Here is an 18,002-nt window from a genome sequence, read left to right as displayed (position 1 = left end):
TCCGAACCCAGCGTGGGCACGTGCCCGAACCGGGCACACCACCAGGGTAGTCGTGCCCCGCCGCCACCCGGCGCAACCACCCAGCATGTCCCCCGCCGCCGCACACCGACCCCGACCGGAGTGAACGGACCGTTCGCCCAACGGGATCGGACGAACGGTCCGCTCGCTCAACGCACCACCGCCGCGCCGCGCCCCGGGATGGGGTGAACGGACCGTTCGACCAACCGGATCGGACGAACGGTCCGCTCACCCGGAACCGGCCGCGCGCTCCCGGCAAACGGCACCTCCCGCCCCGCTCGAAGCGGACGGGGCGAACGGACCGTTCGTCCCACGGGATCGGACGAACGGTCCGTTCACTCGCGGTGCCGTGCGCTGCCGGTTCCGCGGCGCGCCGGGATCGGCCATCGGAATGCCGGGACGCCCCCGACCACCGCGACGATCAAGGTGTTGATCATCACCTACCGGTCGATCACCGCGGCGGGCGTGCGTGACAAGGTGAGCGCATGGCGGTGGACATGGTGCGGTTGCTGGAACTGGCGAGCTGGCGGGCGTTCGACGTGGACGAGGCGGGACGAGTGCTCGCCGGATCCGACGAATCGGGCTCAACCCAGCTCGTGGAGCTGTCCCCGAACGGTCGCGTGACGGCGCTCACCGCCCTGTCCGGCGCCGTCACCGGCCGCTACCTGCCCGGTGAGCGAGCGGCGATCATCCAGCACGACACCGGCGGCAACGAACGCGGCCAGCTCTCCCTGATGCGCCTGGACCGCCGCCGCACCCGGCCCGCCGAACTCGGCGACCTCCAGCCGCTGGTCCGCGACCCGAGGTACGTGCACCGGCTGCTCGACGTGCTGCCCGGCAGGCTCGTGTACTCCACGAACCGGCGCAACGGAGTCGACTTCGACGTCGTCATCCGCAGCGCCGTCACCGGCGAGGAAATCGTCGTCTACGACGGCGGCGGCATGGTGCAGGAGGTCGTCGCCTCCCCCGACAGCCACTACCTGGCGCTGACGCTGCCCGGTGCGCAGCCGATGTCCGACCGGATCCTGCTGGTCGACACGATGCCCGCCACCGCCGACGAACGGTTCCGGGCGCTCACCGGCCTCGGTGAGCACACCCGCAGCACCCACATCCGCTGGCTGCCCGACGACTCCGGGCTGATCGTGAGCACCAACGCCGACCGGGACCGCACCGGTGTCGCCCGCCTCGACGCGCGCACCGGGGAGCGCACGTGGCTGGTGACCTCCGAGGAGCACGACCTGCTGGGCTGGTTGTCCCCGGACGGGCGCACGCTGCTGGTGCAGACCAACGACGACGGCGCCGCGCGCCTCGCGCTGCACGACGCGCGGACCGGGGCGCTGCGCCGCTCGGTTCCGCTGCCCGGAGACGGGTGGTGTTCGTTCCCGCTGCCGGCACCGGTGTGGTCGCCGGATTCGCGGCTCATCGCCCTCTCGTTCAGCTCGCCGGAGGTGCCCGGCGACGTGCTGGTCGTCGACGTCGAGCAGGAGGCGCCGATCACGATGACCGACTCGGCAGCCGCGCTCGCCGGTGAACGGCTCGCGACGCCGACCGCGCACCGGGTTCCCGGCACCGACGGCGCCGGGGTGCCCTGCTTCGTCTACGAACCAGCCGAGCCCACCGGCTCCTCCGTGCTGATGATCCACGGCGGGCCGGAAGGCCAATCGGTGCGCACGTTCAACCCCGTCGTGCAAGGACTCGCCGCGCAGGGGCACACCGTGCTGGTGCCGAACGTGCGCGGCTCCACCGGCTACGGCAAGAGCTGGTACAGCGCCGACGACGGGCGCAAGCGGCTGGACTCGGTGCAGGACTTGGCGGCGTTGCACGAGTGGCTCCCGCAGCTCGGCCTCGACCCGGCCCGGTCGGCGTTGTGGGGCGGGTCGTACGGCGGGTACATGGTGCTGGCGGGCTTGGCGTTCCAGCCGCAGCGGTGGGCCGCCGGGGTCGACATCGTGGGCATCTCGTCGCTGGTGACGTTCCTGGAGAACACCTCGCCGTACCGCCGGGCGCACCGGGAGCGGGAGTACGGGTCGCTGGCCGACGACGCCGAGTTCCTGCGGGAGGCGTCGCCGCTGACGCACGTGGACGAGATCTCCGCGCCGCTGTTCGTGATCCACGGGGCGAACGATCCGCGGGTCCCGCTGTCGGAGGCGGAGCAGCTCGCGGAGGCGGTGCGCCGCAACGGCGTCGAGTGCGAGCTGCTCGTGTTCGACGACGAGGGCCACGGCTTGGCGAAGCGCTCCAACCGCTTGGACGCCTACCCCCGCGCCCTGGCGTTCCTCACCCGCCACCTCCTCTGACCACCGCAGCCCCGGAGTGAACGGCCCGTCCGTCCAATCCCGTTGGACGAACGGGCCGTTCACCCTGCCCGGAGCACACGGCCGCACCTTCCCGAGCACACGCCGATGTGAGTGAACGGACCGTTCGCCCAAACCCGTTGGACGAACGGGCCGTTCACTCCGTCGGCTTTGGAGCCGTGCCGGAGCGCCGATCGCGGTGGAGGCACGTCGGTTCGGGAGTGAACGGCCCGTTCGCCCAAACCCGTTGGACGAACGGGCCGTTCACTCGGATCGCGGACCACGGCGGCGGTGTGCTCGGGAGCGGCGGCACCGCGCACGAGGAACGGCGCACGTCCCGGGCGGGGCGTGCGCCGTTCTTCTTGCTGCTGCGGGTGCGCCGGTTCAGTCTTCGATCTTGCGAGCGCCGAGTTCGGCGGCGAAGAGCTCGACGGCCTCTTCCTCGCGATCGCGGCGCGGGGCCGCGTCGGCCTCCGAGGCCGGGGAGGAGCCCGCGATCATGGCTTCCTCGTCCTCGTCGTCCGGCGGCGGCGCGGGCGGGAGGGCGTCTTCCGGCGGTGGCTCGTCGTCCGGCGGCGGCTCCGGAGGCGGCGGGATGTCGTCGGAGGACGACCGCGCCCGGCCGTTGGCACCGGACGGCCGCGCGGGCCGCTCCGGGGCGGGTTTGCGCTGGCCACCGTTGCCGGAGTCCGGCGCGGGCTGCTGCGCCTGCGCTTGCCGAGCAGCGCTCGGGCGGCTGTAGGTCGGCGGAGCGGCGGGCTGGGGCGGATCCTTCTTCGCACCGTTCCCGGCTGAGCCCGCCCCGGCGGCACCGGCGGGGCGCTGCGGGGCCGGTGCGGACCCGGCTTCGACGCACCGCACCTCGTAATCCGGCCCGGCGCCGAGCACGTCGCTCATCGCTTCGCGCACGAAGTCGATGCGGCGCTGCTGCGCGAACTGCTTCACCAATCCGGAGGTGGGCATCGTCAGCACCAGCGCGCCGTCGACGTAGTCGTGCACCGTGGCGTTGAGCAGCAGTGCCTGCGTCGGCCGGTTGCGCTGCGCCACGGCCCGCAGCAGGTCCGTCCACACCCGGCGCACGTCGGCGGCGCCGAAACCGGCGGAGTGCGCGGCGCCCGGTTCGGCGACGGCGGGCCCGGTCGGTTCGGCCTGCGGGGGCGCAGGAGCGGGAGCGGGACGAGCCGGTTCCTGCGACGCGGCGGGAGCACTCGGGCCCGGTCGCTCCGCAGGCACCTGAGCGGCGGGCTGCTCAGCGGTCGCGGCGGGCTGCTGCTGCGCGACCGGCTGCTCGTTCTCCGGGACGCGCTGCTCGTTCACGGACCGCTGCTCGGCGGCGGGCTGCTCGGTGGCGGGTTCGCTCGCGGCCTTCGGCGCGGCGGTCGGCGCCTGCCGGTCCGCGCCGTCGGAGCCGCCGGGCGCCTGCCGGTCGCTGGGCCGCTGGAACACCCGCCGACCGCCTGCCGGAGCCGCCTCCGCGACCGGAGCAGCGCCGGCGGGAGCTCCCGCGGCGGGAGCCGCGCCGGCTTCGGCGGGAGCGCTCGCCGGGGGCGCCAACGTCATCCGCCGCTCGACCTGCTCGATGCGTTGCAGCAGCGCGCTTTCCGACTCGGACACGGCGGGCAGCATCATCCGAGCGCACAGCAGTTCCAGCAGCAGCCGAGGCGCGGTCGCCCCGCGCATGTCCTGCAGCCCGGTGTGCACGATCTCCGCGTACCGGGACAGCGTGGCCGCGCCGAGCTGCTCGGTCTGGGTCTGCATCTTGGTGAGCTCGTCGCCCGCCGTGTCGATGAGCCCGCGGGTGCCCGCGTCGGGCACGGCGTGCAGCAGCACGAGGTCGCGGAGCCGGTCGAGCAGGTCGGCGGCGAAGCGGCGCGGGTCGTGCCCGGCTTCGACGAGCTTGTCCACGGTGCCGTACACCGAGCCGCCGTCCCCGGCGGCGAGCGCGTCGACCATGTCGTCGATCAGCGCCACGTCGGTGACGCCGAGCAGCGCCACGGCCCGCTCGTAGGTGACGCCGTCGTCCCCGGCCCCGGCGAGCAGCTGGTCGAGCACGCTGAGCGTGTCGCGCGCCGAGCCGCCGCCCGCGCGGATCACCAGCGGGTACACGGCCGGTTCGACCTGCACGCCTTCGTCGCCGCAGATGCGTTCGAGCAGATCGCGCATGACGCCGGGCGGCATCAGCCGGAACGGGTAGTGGTGCGTCCGGGACCGGATGGTGGTGAGCACCTTGTCCGGTTCGGTGGTGGCGAACACGAAGATGAGGTGTTCGGGAGGCTCTTCGACGATCTTCAGCAGGGCGTTGAAGCCCTGCGTGGTGACCATGTGGGCCTCGTCGATGATGAAGATCCGGTACCGCGACTGGGCGGGCGCGAAGAACGCCCGATCGCGCAGTTCGCGGGTGTCGTCCACGCCACCGTGGCTGGCTGCGTCGAGTTCGACGACGTCGACGCTGCCGGAACCTTCCGGGGCCAGCGCCACGCACGAGTCGCACTCGCCGCACGGGTCCGGGGTCGGGCCCTGGGCGCAGTTCAGCGACCGGGCGAGGATGCGCGCGGACGAGGTCTTGCCGCAGCCGCGCGGCCCGGAGAACAGGTACGCGTGGTTGATGCGCTGCGCCGACAGCGCGGTGCGCAGCGGTTCGGTGACGTGCTCTTGGCCGACGACCTCTGCGAAGGTCGCCGGACGGTACTTGCGGTAGAGGGCGAGCGCCACGGTCGAGACCCTACGCGGTGGCACCGACAGCCCGGATCGGGGCGGCCCCGGATCGGGCCGCGGGTGCGGCGGCCGGGGAAAAGTAAGCGGGACCCCGTGCACCCGCCAGAGCCCGCTTACCCTTGCTGCCTTCCGGCCCTGGGGGAGTTCACAGGATGGACGTCGCACGGAGTCCCACCAAGAGTCTAACGCGTCCGCTCCGGAGCCGGGAACACTCCCCCATCGGGGGTGTCGTCACGCTTACCACCTGGGCCGGTGATCGCCTGTTTCGCCTGTTTCCGGCATGATCTGCGACATGTCTCAGCGGATCACTTTTGCCGGTCGCCGGGTCCTCGTCCTCGGCAGCGCCGTCGCGGCCCTCGCGTTGACCGCGTGCACGCCCCCTGGCGAGCCGTCCTCCCAGCCGCCCGGCCCGGGCACGCCTCCGCCGCCGGCGGAGCAGACGCAAACCGGTGGCGGCGACGCGAAGACCGGTTCGTTCGAGGGCACGCTGGCCCAGCCCGGCGGCCAGGGTGCGGCCTTCACCTACAACCCGGCGCTCGCGCCGGCGGGGGCGAAGGTCAAGGCCACCGTCGAGGGCTCCGAGCAGTCCACGGTGGTGGACTTCGAGGTCACCGGCTTGCAGCCGAACCGCGGTTACGCGGTGCACGCGCACGTCAACGCCTGCGGCCCGACGGGCGACGCGGCGGGACCGCACTTCCAGAACAAGCAGGACCCGGCCGCCTCGCCGGAGAGCCCGTCCGCGGACCCGGCGTACGCCAACCCGCAGAACGAGATCTGGCTGGACCTGCGGACCGACGCGCAGGGCGCGGGCCAGGCTTCGGCGAACGTGCCGTTCGGCATCACCGGTGAGCGCGCGCCCAAGTCGATCGTGATCCACGAGGAGTCGAACACGAACACCGCCGAAGGTCAGGCCGGCAAGGCCGGTGGCCGCGCCGCCTGCTTGAACATCGAGTCCTGAGCCCGGAGGCCGGTCGGCACGGGGCACCCGCGCCGACCGGCCCGCAGGTCCGCAGCCCGGCGCTTCCAGCGGCGGCACCCGCGCCTTTCCGGAATGCGGCAGGACTTCTCGGGTATCCGATGAGTTCCACGTCCGCTCGGGGTCTACCCGGTGGAACGTGAGTCAGAGCTCTCCAGGAGGCCCGCCATGCGCATGATCTTCGTGAACCTGCCGGTCAAGGACGTGCAGCGCTCGAAGGCGTTCTTCGCCGAACTCGGATTCGGCTTCAACGACGAGTTCTCCGACGAGAAGACGATCTGCATGGTCGTCGAGGAGAACATCATGGTGATGATGCTGGAGCACGATCGCTTCGCCGAGTTCATCAACGGCGACATCAGCGACGCCACGACCACCACCGAGGTCCTCAACTGCCTCAGCGTCGACACCCGCGACCAGGTCGACGGCCTCATCGCGAAGGCCATCGAGGCGGGTGGCAAGCCGTGGAAGCCGACGGCCGAGATGGGGCCGATGTACGGCGGCAGCTTCCAGGACGTCGACGGCCACGTGTGGGAGCTGGTGCACGCCGAGAGCTGAGCCCCTGGTGACCAGGCCTTAGCCGTTCAGCGATCGCGCGACCGGCGGAGATCGTCGGTGGTGGCGCCTAGCCTCGCCCCCGACTCCGATCGGAAGCCGAGGACACCGTGCCGCTCGAACTGGACCCCGAACTGAAACCGGCGATGGACGCGTACTTCGCGAACCGCCCCGCGCCCGAGGCTCGCGGCGACGCGCTCGCGATCCGACGCCAGATCGAGACGGCCATGAGCGCGGTCGCCGCGCTGCCACCGGTGCCGGGCGTGTCCAGGACCGACTTCACCGCGATCAGCGCCGACGGCACCGAGATCGCACTGCGGTGGCTCGCCCCGGACGGCGAACGGCCCGGCTCGGCGGTGGTGTGGCTGCACGGCGGCGGGATGGTCTTCGGCGACGTCGAGCCGTGCCTGCCGCAGGCCGCCCGGCTCGCCGCCGCCTGCGGGGTTCCGCTGCTCGCCGTGGACTACCGGTGCGCACCCGAGCATCCGCACCCCGCGCCCGTCGAGGACGCATTCGCGGGCTTGGCCTGGTTGCACGAGCACGCCGCCGAACTGGACGTCGACCCCGCACGCACCGCGATCATGGGTGAGAGCGCGGGTGGCGGTCTGGCCGCGGGCGTCACGCTCCTCGCGCGGGAACGCGGGCTGCCCATCGCCCGGCAGGTCCTGATCTACCCGATGCTCGACGACCGCAACACCGAACCGGACCCCGAGTTGGAACCGCTGCTGACCTGGTCCTACGACCGCAACTTCACCGGCTGGCACGCGCTGCTCGGCGACCTCGCGGGAACCTCGGACGTCCCCGCCACCGCCGCGCCCGCCCGCGCCGACGACCTCAGCGGACTGCCCCCGGCCTACGTGGACGTCGGCGACCTCGACATCTTCCGGGACGAGGACATCGAGTACGCCCGCAGGCTCGCCGCCGCGGGCACGCCGGTGGAACTGCACGTGCGGCCGGGGTGCCCGCACGCGTTCGAGAGCGCCGTCCCGGAAGCCGCCGTCTCGCAACGCTCCCAGCAGGATCGGATCCGGGTGCTGCGCGCGCTCTGATCGGCACGCCGCTCGCACGGTCGATCTTCGCCGTCGCTGGTCAGCATGCGGGGGACCCCTGCACGGACTGATCATCGGCCTCACGTACACTTCCGCGTGGAGGATTGGCCGAGCGGCCTAAGGCGCACGATTGGAAATCGTGTTGGGTTAATAGCCCTCACGGGTTCGAATCCCGTATCCTCCGCAGATCGGAAGGCCCGGTGCTCAGCGAGCACCGGGCCTTCCGCGTTTTCGCGGGCTCGATCCGGGTCCGCACGACTCGGCGCCCACCGAACGCCCGGCCGCCGTGGCACGAGCTCGGCTCAGGCCGCCCCGACGTGGCCCGCACCGCTAGGCCGAATCGCCCAGCTCCTGCACTTCGCCTTTCGACACGTCCCGCTGCGGCTGCCCCATAACTCCCCCCTTCGTCACCCAGTGACCACAGCGTACTCACTTTGAGTGACACCCAGTAGGGCAGAAATGAAGTCGGCGACGCAAATAACCCTGGCCGACGAAAAGATTCACCAGATGACCCCCAGAACGGCGCACTGGAAAATTCCACATCCGAGCGCCAGACTCGACGAAGTACTCCACCTCGGTGAATCCCCTGAACGAGGCACGGCAACGACGCCACGCACCCAAGACGGTGCGCTACCCTGAGGATACGACTGGATACACTCAGTGACCGAGAGCGCAGGATGACCGCCGCACTGATTCGGGTCACATCCGCAGAACTCCACGCCCGACGTGCCCAGCTCTTGGCGCTCGTGCCGTTCAGCGAAGACGAACTCGTGCAACGAGCGGCAGAGGACCACACCGCATCACCTGACGAGCGCGAGATCTACAACGAACTCGTGGAGATCGATTTTCTGCTGGGGAACGTCCGTGCCGATGAACGTCCAAGCGAGGGCGACGGCCTTCGCTGAACAGGTCCAAGACCTGCTCCACGCCACTCTCCCCGTCGCGGCCGGAGCGAACCGCGAAGACCGCCGCGTCAACTGCCTGGTCTTGGGCGAGAACTACGCCGTCCACCCCGCACCACGACCAAAGGCGCGTTGGAGCCACTGCTGCACGCCGGTAGGCACGTCGCGAGCCTGCGCCTGTCGTACCTGTGCGCGGGAGATACGCACGGCCACTACCTCGCAGTGCAACGGTCGAGCTTCGAGCTGAAGGTCCACGGCCGGGGTGACAACAACGCCCCATCTTCCGGCTCGACTACCTGCGGGACGCCCATTCCGTACCGGCCGCGCATTGGAACGTGCACGCGGAACGCGGAGCGGTGAGCCACTTGCTGGCTCAGACGAACGAGAAGCACCAGGGCATGTTGTCGAAGGTCCACCTCTCGGTGGGTGGCGCACGCGGACGTCCTTGCCTCGAGGACTTCCTCCAGATGCTGCTCGACGAATTCCGCTTCGATCACGTGGACGGCGCGAAGGAGGCCGTTGAAGCGGGCCGCGAGGACTGGCGAAGGCGGCAGATCGCGACGCTGGTCCGTGACGCGCCCGAGGTCGCCGTCGGCGCGCTTCCCGAACTGGGATACACGATCACCGAGCCGTCCGCCGGCCCCCGCCCCGTGAACCGAGCGGCCTTGCGCCGCGGTTGACGCCCCCCGTCGCGATTTCGGACGCGGAGGCGGCGGATCACCGCACGCGGACGAGTTGGGGGTCGTGGTCGCTGGCCTGGTCGGCGAACTCGGCGTTGATGTGCACGACGTCGTAGTCGACCTCGCCGACGCCGGGCGTGGTCAGGACGTGGTCGAGGGCTTGGGCGTTGCCCTCGTAGACGTAGCTGTAGCGCTCGTTCGGCGGCAGCGCCGCAGCGGGCGACGACAGCAGCCCTCCTTCGGTCAGCGCGGACACCGCCGGGGAGAAGCCGAAGTCGTTGAGGTCGCCGGTGACCAGGACCTTCGCCTCCGGGTCGATCGTCACCAGGTCGGCGACGAGCCCGCGCACCAGCCGGGCCTGCGCGGTCCGCTGCTGCTCCGAACTCCGCACCGGCGGCTGGAAACGACCGTGCAGCGGCTGGTCGCCGCCCTTGGAGGTGAAGTGGTTCGCGACCACGAACACGGGCTCGCCGCGGAAGGTGAACTCGCCGACGAGCGGCTTGCGGCTCGCCCGCCACGCGTCGTCGCCTGGCGCGATCCGGCCGGGCGAGGCGCTCAGGCCCGCGCGCTCACCGGCTTCAACGGCCTCCACTGGAGTTCCCGCGTCCCCGCCGGGACGGTCCACGAAGGACACCCGCGCCGGGTTGAACAGGAACGCCACCCGGATGTTGCCGCCCGGTTCGCCACCATCGGCCCCGTCGACCGGGTCGATCTGCCGCCACTCGTAGCGCGGTCCGCCGGCCGCTTCGATCGCGTCGACGAACCGGCCCAGCGTTCGCTCCGCGGTGACCACGCCGTCGTCGGTGGCTCCGGTGTCGTCCTGCACCTCCTCCAGCGAGATCACGCCGGGGGCGGCGAGGTTCGTGGTCACGCCGTGGGCGAGCCGGTCGTACTTGCCCTGCTCGTCGGTCGCGGAGAGGTTCTCGACGTTGTAGGTCGCGACCGCCAGCTCGTCCTCGCCCGGCGGGCGGGTGACCTCCGGGCGCACCCCGACGGGCCGGTGCTCGCCCAGCGTCGTCGCCGCCAGCAGGTAGCCGCCGAAGCGGCTGTAGTCCAGCGGGCCTTCGGTGCTCCCGGCGAGCTGATCGCCGACGTTCGCCGCCGGAGCGGGCGCGCCGATCGGCTCCACCTTCAGCCGCCCCGAGTTCTGCTGGTCGTAGCCGGTGTAGGTGGTGGTGCCGCGCTCGCCCGCGTTCTGCCGGGGCTTCGAGGTGACGGTGAGCGCGCCGTAGGAGTCCGTGGGCCCGACCACGCGGGCGTCCTCGACGGCGATGTTCACGTGCTCGCGGGACTCGTAGAAGTCCAGCGCGAACCGGGCCGGGTCCAGCGGCAGCGCGTCCAGCTCGCCCTCCGGCGCGTACGCCTCCGGCACCGAAGCCGGGGTGATCGGCTCCGCGGCCGGAACCGGTGCGGTTCCCGTGACCTGCCACGTCGCGCCGGAGAGCTCGGTGACCGACTGGTTCGGCGTGGTCTCCGGCTGCTCGCCCTCACTGACCGCGTAGTACTCGGCGACGGTGCCGGACACCGACACCACGTCGCCCACCGCGACCCGCGGCGCCTCGTCGGGGGTGTAGACGAACAGGCCCTCGCTGGTGCGCGGGTCACCGTCCGGATTCGGGTCCTGGAACCAGAAACCCGGCGACGTCCCGTCCGGACGAACCGCCGTGACCACGCCCCGGACCCCGCCGACCGCCTGGCCCAGCAGCGGGGAGACCCGGCCTTGGCCTTGGACGTCGTGGATCCGGATCTCGGCCGCGACTGCGGAACCCGGCAACACCACCAGCACTCCGCACGCGGCCACCACCCCGGCCAGCGTCTTCGACGATCCGTGCACGCCCCACCCCCAGCAGTCGACGATCACAACGGAGCGACGCTACCGGCCGGGGATGACGCCCGTCCCCCTTTCCAGTGGCCGAACGGGAAACCCGCGCGCGGCCACGGGCGCCACCAGGCACGGGGGTGGATGCCGGTGGCGGATTCCCGCCACCGGCACCGTGCGGACTACGGCACCCGGATCTGCGGGCGGTACACGTCCATCCAGGTCGCGATGTCCAGGGCGCGGTCGAGCTTCTCGCGCTCGTGGTCGGGCAGCACCGCCGGCGGCGTGTTCACCGTGACCTCGAACCACTTGCGGTAGATGACCTGGAACATCCGATGGCCCTGGGCGAGCCGTTCGCGGCCCATCGCCTGCAGCTTGCCCGCGTAGCCGGGGTCCTGAGTGGACGGGTACTCTTCACCCGCTTCAGCACCGACTGCGGCAGCACGTCCCGCGCGGCGGCGCGCAGCAGGCTCTTCTCCCTGCCGTCGAAGCTCTTCATCGCCCACGGCGCGTTGTGCACGTACTCGACCAGGCAGTGGTCGCAGAACGGGACCCGCACCTCCAGGCCGACGGCCATGCTGATGCGGTCCTTGCGATCCAGCAGCGCCCGCAGGAACCGGGCGAGATGTACGTGGCTCATGACGCGCATCCGCGCCTTCCCCCGACAACGGCTCGACTTCGGCGACCGCGTCGCGGTAGCGGTCGCGTCCGGCCCGCGGCAGGCCATCGTCTCGGTCATCGCCTCGACGACATGCCGCTTCCGGTTCAAGTCGTCGCCGAACGACACCCCTCCCGCGATTCCACACATGTTCTGCGCTCCTCCGCCGCCGGCGCCTGCTGACCGGCCCCTGCTCGAAGGATTGCGCTTTCATCCTCGGCATTTCATCGAAGGTCGTCCGCGAGTTCGCGCGGGATTTCCCTGAGCCAGTCGCGATTCCTCGGAATCGGCAGCACGGACACGTCCGAACGGCGCATCAGGTGTTCCATTCGGAAACGCGAAATCGAACACGCGGAAGTCGCGGATGCGGATCCGCGCGCCCCGGTGCTCGCACTCGATGCCGAGGCGCTTCGACCGGACAGCGGTTCGCCCTCCGCTCAAACGCCCCGTCCAGGGCGCTCGCACGGAGGGCGATGTCCGCGGAGGATCAGCCGCGGATCACGCGACCCACAGCTGGACCGGCGGGTTCGGACCGGTCTCCGCGGGGCGGTAGGTGCAGCTCGTCCACCGGCCTTCCTTCTTCCCGACCTCGCACGCCTTGGCGGCCAAGTCGTGCGACGGGTAGGTGCGGTAGTACGACGGAGCGGCCGAGGCCGGCCCCGCGAGGGCGAGCATGCCGACCACCACCGACGCCACGAGCAGAGCACTGCGCTTCATCAAGAAGAGTCCTCTCAGTTCCGGAAGTGCTTCGCCGAAGAAGCTAGGGCACCGCGAACCCTCGCCATCCGGCGAGATCTTCTCCCGCCGAAAAACTAGAGAATTCCCCCACGAGACCACTCCCCCGCGGAGTTCAAGTGTGCCGCCAGGGCCGGGTTTCGCCTGCTGTTCGGCCACGAGATCGCCCGACTTTCCCGAACGCGCAAACCTGTCGCCCGTTCTCCTCCGTTCGATTTCACGACCTTCTCGTGAATCCGCGGAGTCGCGAATCCCGCTACGTCGACCGGCAATTCCGCGGAGCCCTGGATCGGCTGGCGCCGTGCCGTGTCGGGGGGCTGATCTAGTCTCGCGCGGCATGAGACCTGGATACGGATATTCGCTCGTGCTGCGGCCGGGCGAGCACCTGAGCCGACGCGCGGTGAGCTGCCCGACCGGCGAGTACAGCCTGGTGCACCAGCACGACGGCAACGTCGTCCTGTACCGAAACGCGGACTCGTTCGCGGTCTGGGCCACCGGCACGAACTACCAGCGCAGCGTGTGGCAGCACCACTCGCCGTACGCGTTCGACCACGACGCGGCGTTCGGGCTCCCCGGTCGCCTCGCGCTGGAGGAGGACGGCGACCTCGTCGTGTACTCGCACACCGGTGAGCGGCTCTGGTCCACCGGCCCCCAGCGCGAACCGATCGCGAGCCTGATGGTCCACGACTGGGGCAAGATCGTGCTGAAGAACGAGCAGGGCCACGTGCTGTGGGAGTCGCCGCGCGCGCCGAAGCGCTGGGACGGGTGGAACAGCCCCGCCGACGGCCACCGGATGCGGCGCGGGCAGTCGCTGCGCAACGGCTCGCTGACCTCGGCCAACGGCGAGTACCAGTTCGTCGTCGGTGAGCGCGACGCGTGCTTCCTGTGCCGAGTGGACGGTCCGGTCCTGTGGCACGAGCCGATCCGAGAAGGCGACGGGTTCGCGCTCACCGAGGACGGCGAACCGCGCACCGTCCGACCGGACGGCTACGCGCTGCCCGGCGTCTTCGGCCCCCTGGCGCGGGACGCGCGCGCCGAAGCGATGCTGGTGACCGATGACGGGCGCCTCGTCCTGGTCGACGAGCACGACGAGGTCCTGGGGGCGCACGAACCGAAGCAGCTGCCCCCCGAACCGCCCGCGAAGCGGTCGCGCCGCCGGAAGCCGAAGCGCCCCGCGGGCCTCCCCGAGCTGCCCGCCACCGAGGAAGTTCCCGTGGTGCGCACCGACTTCTCCGACGACGCGGCCTGGGCGGCGACCGCCGCCCGCACCACCGCCGAGTACTCCGAACCCGGATCGGACGACCTCGGGTCGGCGAACGTGGTCCCGCTCGACGACCGAGGTTACGCGGGCCTCACCCCGGAGCAGCTGGCCTCGCTGGTCCCGGAGGACTCGGACTGGCCGCTGCTCGTCATCGCCGACGCGCACACCATGACCGCCCCCGAGCACGACGTGCTGGTCGTCAGCCTCGACGAGGACAGCTTCGGTGAGACCCGGCGCGCCACCACCGGGGCGCTCGTCGAGATGGAGATCAACCTGTCCCTCGCCAACATGGACTGGGAGGACTTCGCGGGCGACGAGGACACCGGGCTCATCGAACCGATGAATCTCGAGAACCGCCCGCGCACCCCGGCCGCCTGACCCCGGAAACGCCGAAGAGCCGGCCCTCCCCGTGGGAGGACCGGCTCTTCGCTGGCGGTAGCGGTGGGATTCGAACCCACGGAGGCTCTCACCTCACGCGCTTTCGAGGCGCGCTCCTTCGGCCGCTCGGACACGCTACCGCCGACAAGGCTACTGGACGCCTGTTCGGCATCAGCAGACGGGGGTCAGCGATCGGCGGAGCCGCCGGTCTCGCCGCCACCGGAGCCCTTGAACTTGTCCTGGACGTCCTGCACGGCACCGGCCGCCTTGTCCTTCACGTCCTGGCCGGTTTCCTTCACCTTGCCCTCGGCCTGGTCGCGCTTGCCGGCGTCGCGGAGTTCATCGTTGCCGGTCGCGCTGCCCGTGGCCTCCTTGGCCCGGCCGGTCAGCTGCTGAGCTTGGTGCTTGACCTTGTCGAACACACCCATGGGTGACTCCTTCCGCAGGGTTCGTCACCGTGGGAGTACCCAACTTGATCCGCCATCACGCACGGGTGGGGCAGCTCACCGGCGGCCGTCGAAGAACTCTTCCAGCAGCGCGGCGCATTCCGCGGCGAGCACGCCGCCGACGACCTCCGGGCGGTGGTTGCTGCGCCGGTCCCGCACCACGTCCCACAACGAGCCGACGGCTCCCGTGCGCGGCTCCCACACGCCGAACACCACGCGGCTCACCCGCGACAGCACCAGCGCGCCCGCGCACATCGTGCACGGCTCCACAGTGACCGCCAGGGTGCACTCCGAGAGCCGCCAGCCGTCGCCCCACGCGCGGGCGGCGGCGCGCAGCGCCAAGATCTCCGCGTGCGCCGTCGGGTCGGCCGAGGCCTCCCGCCGGTTGTGCTCGCGGGCGAGGATCGAACCGTCCGGGGCCGCCACGACCGCGCCGATCGGCACGTCACCGGTGGTCAACGCACCGGGAGCGACCTCCAGCGCCGCGCGCACCAGCTCGGTGTCGCGGGCCGTCACTGGTCCAGCTTCTCCAGCACGCCCGCGAACTGCTCGCCGAAGCCGCAGCGCTGAGCGATCATCTCCAGCTGCTCGTCCGGGTACAGGTCGACCTCTTCGATGATCACCAGGAGTTCGCCCTCGGGCAGGCCGATGTCGGACAGGATCGACAGGTTGCCCTCGGGCCACACCTCGTCGTCGTCCTCATCCGGCGCGTCCGCGCGCAGCAGGTCCAGCACGTCGGCGGCGATGTCGTAGTCCAGCGCCGCCGCGGCGTCCGAGAGCAGCAGGTCCACCCCGCCCGGAATCGGGCGGATCAGCACGAAGAACTCGTCGTCCACGTTGCACATGCCGAACACCGCGCCGGTGGAGCGCAAGTCGCGCAACGCCGTGATCGTGGCGTCGAGCCCACCCAATACCGAACCGTCCAACGCGCTGCACCGCCACCGGCCGTCCTCACGAACAACGGCAACGGCGAAGCCCGCGACCGGCTCCTGCCCTGTCATGCGCCCAACCGTAGAGCGTGCCGGTGCCACCCGAAAGCACTATTGCGCGCTCGTGACCTTCAGCACCGCGATCGGGGGTGCACAACCGCACGACCGGGTGGCCCGCGCACTCACCGGAGTCGGGCAGGATGTGGTCATGCGTGCCGTGTGCGTGATCGGACTGGGATTGATCGGTGGCTCGGTGCTGCGGGCCGCCACCGCCGCCGGACGCCCTGGTTGGGGCGCCACCGCCGGGGCCGACGACGCCGTCAGAGCCGGCGACGACGGCTACGAGGTCACCGGCATCGAGGACGCGCTGCGCCGCGCGGCGGCCGAGGACGCCCTGATCGTCATCGCCACTCCGGTGACCGCCGCGCGCGACGTGCTGCGCAAGATCGCGTGGCACGCACCGGAAGCCCGGCTCACCGATGTGATCAGCGTGAAGGATGCCGTCGACGCCGAGGTGCGCAGCCTGCTGCCCGGGGCCCGCTACGCCGGTGGGCATCCGATGGCGGGCACCGCGTCGTCCGGGTGGGCCGCCGGATCCGCCGACCTGTTCCAGGGGGCGCCGTGGGCCGTCGCCGTCGAAGAGGGCACCACGCTCGGCGCGTGGCGCGACGCGGCCGAACTGGCGCTGGACTGCGGCGCCCACGTCGTCGCCGTCTCCGCCGCCGAGCACGACTCGGCGGTCGCCCGCATCTCGCACCTGCCGCACGTGTTCGCGAACATCCTCGCCGCCGTCGGCGCCGACGGGGGGCCGCTCGCGCTGTCGCTGGCGGCAGGTTCCTTCCGGGACGCCACCCGCGTCGCCGCGTCCGAACCGGAGCTGGTGCGGGCCATGACCGAGGGGAACCGGGTGGCGCTGCTCGACGCCGTCGACGACGCGCTCGGCAGGCTCGGCGCGGCGCGCGGCTCGCTCGCCTCCTCGGGGGCGTTGAAGACGACCGTCGACGGCGGTCATGCCGCCCGCGGCGAACTCGACCGGCTCAGCGACGGCGGGTGGACGCGCACCACGGTCCAGCTGCGCGGCGACCGCGATCTGCGCAAGCTGCGCGACCTCGGCGCACGCGGCGGGCGGGTCACCGCGCTCACCGAGAAGGCCGCCGCGGTGGAACTCCCGGCGACCGAATAGGCCCCGCGCGGACCTTTAACGACGCCACCCGTTCGGTCAGCATGGGGCCATGGCCCGCGCCTACGTCCTCGACGCCGCCCGCACCCCGTTCGGCCGATACCGGGGCGCGCTGTCCGGGATCCGCGTCGACGACCTCGCCGCGCTGCCCCTCACCGAACTGCTGCGCAGGCACGGGCCCGCGGGCAGCGGGCTGCTGGACCCGGCACGGGTCGAGGACGTGCTCTACGGCAACACCAACGGCGCGGGCGAGGAGAACCGCAACGTGGCGCGGATGGCCGCGCTGCTGGCGGGGCTGCCCACGACCGTCCCCGGCGTCACCGTGAACCGGCTGTGCGCCTCCGGCGGGGAGACCTTGGTGCAGGCCGCGCGGGCCGTCAAAGCGGACGAGGCCGAACTGCTCATCGCGGGCGGGGTGGAAGGCATGAGCCGCGCGCCGTTCGTGGTGCCGCGCGCCGACCGCGCCATGCCGGACCGGATGGAGACGGCGTCGACCGCCGCGGGCTGGCGGCTGGTGAACCCTCGGATGCCGTCGGCGTGGACGGTGCCGCTGGGGCACGCCGCGGAACGGACCGCGCTCGACCTGAGCATCACCCGCGACCAGCTGGACGGGTGCGCGCTGCGCTCGCACCGCCGGGCCGCCGCCGCCTGGGACGCCGGGCTGCACGACGGGTTCACGTTCCCCGTGACCACGCCGGACGGGACGGTGGTGCGCCGGGACGAATCGGTGCGCCCCGACACCGACCTGCGCAAGCTCGGCAGGCTCGGTCCCGCGTTCTCCCCCGACGGCCCGGTCACGGTGGGGAACTCGGCCCCGCTGTCGGACGGGGCGCTGGCCGCGCTGATCGGGACCGAACAGCAGGCGGAGCGGTTGGGCGTGCGGCCGTGGGGCGAGCTGGTGGGCTCGGTGAGCACCGGGACCGATCCGCACCACTTCGCGCTGTCCGCGGTCCCCGCGATCCGAGCGCTGCTGCGCAAGCTCGGCGTCACCGCGGCCGACGTGGACCTGTGGGAGATCAACGAGACGTTCGCCGCGGTCGTGCTGGCGGTCCTCGAATACCTGCCGGGCGTGGACCGGGAACGCGTCAACGTGCACGGCGGAGCCCTCGCCTACGGCCACCCGCTGGGGGCCTCGATGCCCCGCATCGTCCTCGACCTCTGCCGCCACCTGCGCCACCGAGGCGGCGGCCTCGGCATAGCCGCGGCGTCGGTCGGAGTAGGCCAAGGAATGGCCATCGCGATCAGGGCCTGACCCTCGTGGCGCTTGCAGGGTTGGCTCGCGCGGCGGAACCTCAACGGCTCCGCCGCCGACCAGGAGAAGACCCCGCCCATAGGGAAAGGGGCCGTCCTTACGGACGACCCCTTTCCAGGGAGCTGCCGGCCACCACCAGGTTCAGGACCACCCTCGCC

At 71.7% G+C, this 18,002-nt stretch carries 17 protein-coding genes, 2 tRNA genes and 1 other RNA gene; 10 read left to right on the top strand and 10 right to left on the bottom strand.

The genetic code is table 11. From position 1 onward, the window contains the following. Nucleotides 1-503 precede the first annotated feature (503 nt). Nucleotides 504-2,315, top strand: coding sequence for an alpha/beta hydrolase family protein (locus tag OOZ19_RS20135; RefSeq protein WP_266091671.1), 1,812 nt, complete (start codon nucleotides 504-506; stop codon nucleotides 2,313-2,315). Nucleotides 2,316-2,696: 381 nt separating this feature from the next. On the opposite strand, the gene OOZ19_RS20130 is transcribed toward OOZ19_RS20135, so the two are convergent. Together OOZ19_RS20130 and ffs are read right to left on the bottom strand one after the other, a co-directional pair. Then, nucleotides 2,697-5,024, bottom strand: a complete 2,328-nt coding sequence (locus OOZ19_RS20130; protein ID WP_266091670.1) for a DNA polymerase III subunit gamma and tau — start codon at nucleotides 5,022-5,024, stop codon at nucleotides 2,697-2,699. Between the two features lie 82 nt (nucleotides 5,025-5,106). After that, an RNA gene (gene ffs / locus OOZ19_RS20125) (signal recognition particle sRNA small type) lies at nucleotides 5,107-5,203 on the bottom strand. A 116-nt stretch (nucleotides 5,204-5,319) separates the two neighbouring features. On the opposite strand from ffs, the gene OOZ19_RS20120 reads away from it, so the two are divergent. The 6 genes from OOZ19_RS20120 (at nucleotide 5,320) to OOZ19_RS20095 (ending at nucleotide 9,186) form a co-directional block, all read left to right on the top strand. Continuing rightward, nucleotides 5,320-5,985: a superoxide dismutase family protein gene (locus OOZ19_RS20120; protein ID WP_266091669.1), complete on the top strand. Its 666-nt coding sequence runs from the start codon at nucleotides 5,320-5,322 to the stop codon at nucleotides 5,983-5,985. Between the two features lie 186 nt (nucleotides 5,986-6,171). Then, the gene (locus tag OOZ19_RS20115; protein ID WP_266091668.1) at nucleotides 6,172-6,558 is read left to right on the top strand and encodes a VOC family protein; all 387 of its coding nucleotides are present in this window, start codon (nucleotides 6,172-6,174) and stop codon (nucleotides 6,556-6,558) included. A 107-nt stretch (nucleotides 6,559-6,665) separates the two neighbouring features. Then, nucleotides 6,666-7,604 (top strand): alpha/beta hydrolase, encoded by a 939-nt coding sequence (locus tag OOZ19_RS20110; protein ID WP_266091667.1) that lies wholly within the window; start codon nucleotides 6,666-6,668, stop codon nucleotides 7,602-7,604. A gap of 98 nt (nucleotides 7,605-7,702) precedes the next feature. Next, nucleotides 7,703-7,788: transfer RNA gene (locus OOZ19_RS20105), tRNA-Ser, on the top strand. A 493-nt stretch (nucleotides 7,789-8,281) separates the two neighbouring features. Beyond that, complete coding sequence (locus tag OOZ19_RS20100) at nucleotides 8,282-8,509, top strand: hypothetical protein (RefSeq protein WP_266091666.1); 228 nt, start codon at nucleotides 8,282-8,284, stop codon at nucleotides 8,507-8,509. Between the two features lie 464 nt (nucleotides 8,510-8,973). Further along, nucleotides 8,974-9,186 carry a hypothetical protein gene (locus OOZ19_RS20095; RefSeq protein WP_266091665.1) on the top strand — a complete coding sequence of 71 codons (213 nt, stop codon included), beginning with the start codon at nucleotides 8,974-8,976 and terminating at the stop codon, nucleotides 9,184-9,186. 37 nt (nucleotides 9,187-9,223) lie between these two features. Here the strand turns inward: OOZ19_RS20095 and OOZ19_RS20090 are convergent, their stop codons facing one another. The 4 genes from OOZ19_RS20090 to OOZ19_RS20075 form a co-directional block, all read right to left on the bottom strand. Then, nucleotides 9,224-11,020: a DUF8508 domain-containing protein gene (locus OOZ19_RS20090; protein ID WP_266091664.1), complete on the bottom strand. Its 1,797-nt coding sequence runs from the start codon at nucleotides 11,018-11,020 to the stop codon at nucleotides 9,224-9,226. 167 nt (nucleotides 11,021-11,187) lie between these two features. Next, nucleotides 11,188-11,370, bottom strand: a complete 183-nt coding sequence (locus OOZ19_RS20085; protein ID WP_266091663.1) for a hypothetical protein — start codon at nucleotides 11,368-11,370, stop codon at nucleotides 11,188-11,190. Continuing rightward, nucleotides 11,295-11,732: an asparagine synthase-related protein gene (locus tag OOZ19_RS30210; protein WP_416309473.1), complete on the bottom strand. Its 438-nt coding sequence runs from the start codon at nucleotides 11,730-11,732 to the stop codon at nucleotides 11,295-11,297. Before OOZ19_RS30210 ends, OOZ19_RS20085 begins: the two co-directional genes overlap by 76 nt. 429 nt (nucleotides 11,733-12,161) lie before the next feature. Beyond that, the gene (locus OOZ19_RS20075; protein ID WP_266091661.1) at nucleotides 12,162-12,380 is read right to left on the bottom strand and encodes a hypothetical protein; all 219 of its coding nucleotides are present in this window, start codon (nucleotides 12,378-12,380) and stop codon (nucleotides 12,162-12,164) included. Between the two features lie 355 nt (nucleotides 12,381-12,735). On the opposite strand from OOZ19_RS20075, the gene OOZ19_RS20070 reads away from it, so the two are divergent. Beyond that, the gene (locus OOZ19_RS20070) at nucleotides 12,736-14,037 is read left to right on the top strand and encodes a DUF6924 domain-containing protein (RefSeq protein WP_266091660.1); all 1,302 of its coding nucleotides are present in this window, start codon (nucleotides 12,736-12,738) and stop codon (nucleotides 14,035-14,037) included. Between the two features lie 52 nt (nucleotides 14,038-14,089). Here the strand turns inward: OOZ19_RS20070 and OOZ19_RS20065 are convergent. The 4 genes from OOZ19_RS20065 to OOZ19_RS20050 all read right to left on the bottom strand — a co-directional run bounded on the left by OOZ19_RS20065 (nucleotide 14,090) and on the right by OOZ19_RS20050 (nucleotide 15,484). Continuing rightward, a tRNA-Ser gene (locus OOZ19_RS20065) sits at nucleotides 14,090-14,177 on the bottom strand. A 45-nt stretch (nucleotides 14,178-14,222) separates the two neighbouring features. Then, entirely contained in the window at nucleotides 14,223-14,465 is a 243-nt protein-coding gene (locus OOZ19_RS20060; protein WP_266091659.1) for a CsbD family protein, read from the bottom strand. Between the two features lie 75 nt (nucleotides 14,466-14,540). Then, a complete protein-coding gene (locus OOZ19_RS20055) occupies nucleotides 14,541-14,999 on the bottom strand; it encodes a nucleoside deaminase (protein ID WP_416309470.1) in 459 nt (152 codons plus the stop codon). Continuing rightward, a complete protein-coding gene (locus OOZ19_RS20050; RefSeq protein WP_266091658.1) occupies nucleotides 14,996-15,484 on the bottom strand; it encodes a tRNA adenosine deaminase-associated protein in 489 nt (162 codons plus the stop codon). Before OOZ19_RS20050 ends, OOZ19_RS20055 begins: the two co-directional genes overlap by 4 nt. Nucleotides 15,485-15,620: 136 nt before the next feature. Between OOZ19_RS20050 and OOZ19_RS20045 the strand changes: the two genes are divergently transcribed. Further along, nucleotides 15,621-16,595, top strand: a complete 975-nt coding sequence (locus OOZ19_RS20045) for a prephenate dehydrogenase (protein ID WP_266091713.1) — start codon at nucleotides 15,621-15,623, stop codon at nucleotides 16,593-16,595. Between the two features lie 49 nt (nucleotides 16,596-16,644). Then, nucleotides 16,645-17,844, top strand: a complete 1,200-nt coding sequence (locus OOZ19_RS20040; protein ID WP_266091657.1) for a thiolase family protein — start codon at nucleotides 16,645-16,647, stop codon at nucleotides 17,842-17,844. Nucleotides 17,845-18,002 lie beyond the last annotated feature (158 nt).

The organism is Saccharopolyspora sp. NFXS83, assembly GCF_026241095.1.
Taxonomy (GTDB): domain Bacteria; phylum Actinomycetota; class Actinomycetes; order Mycobacteriales; family Pseudonocardiaceae; genus Saccharopolyspora_C.
Note: the sequence above shows the minus strand (reverse complement) of the source record. Positions and strands in the feature narration are given on the sequence as shown.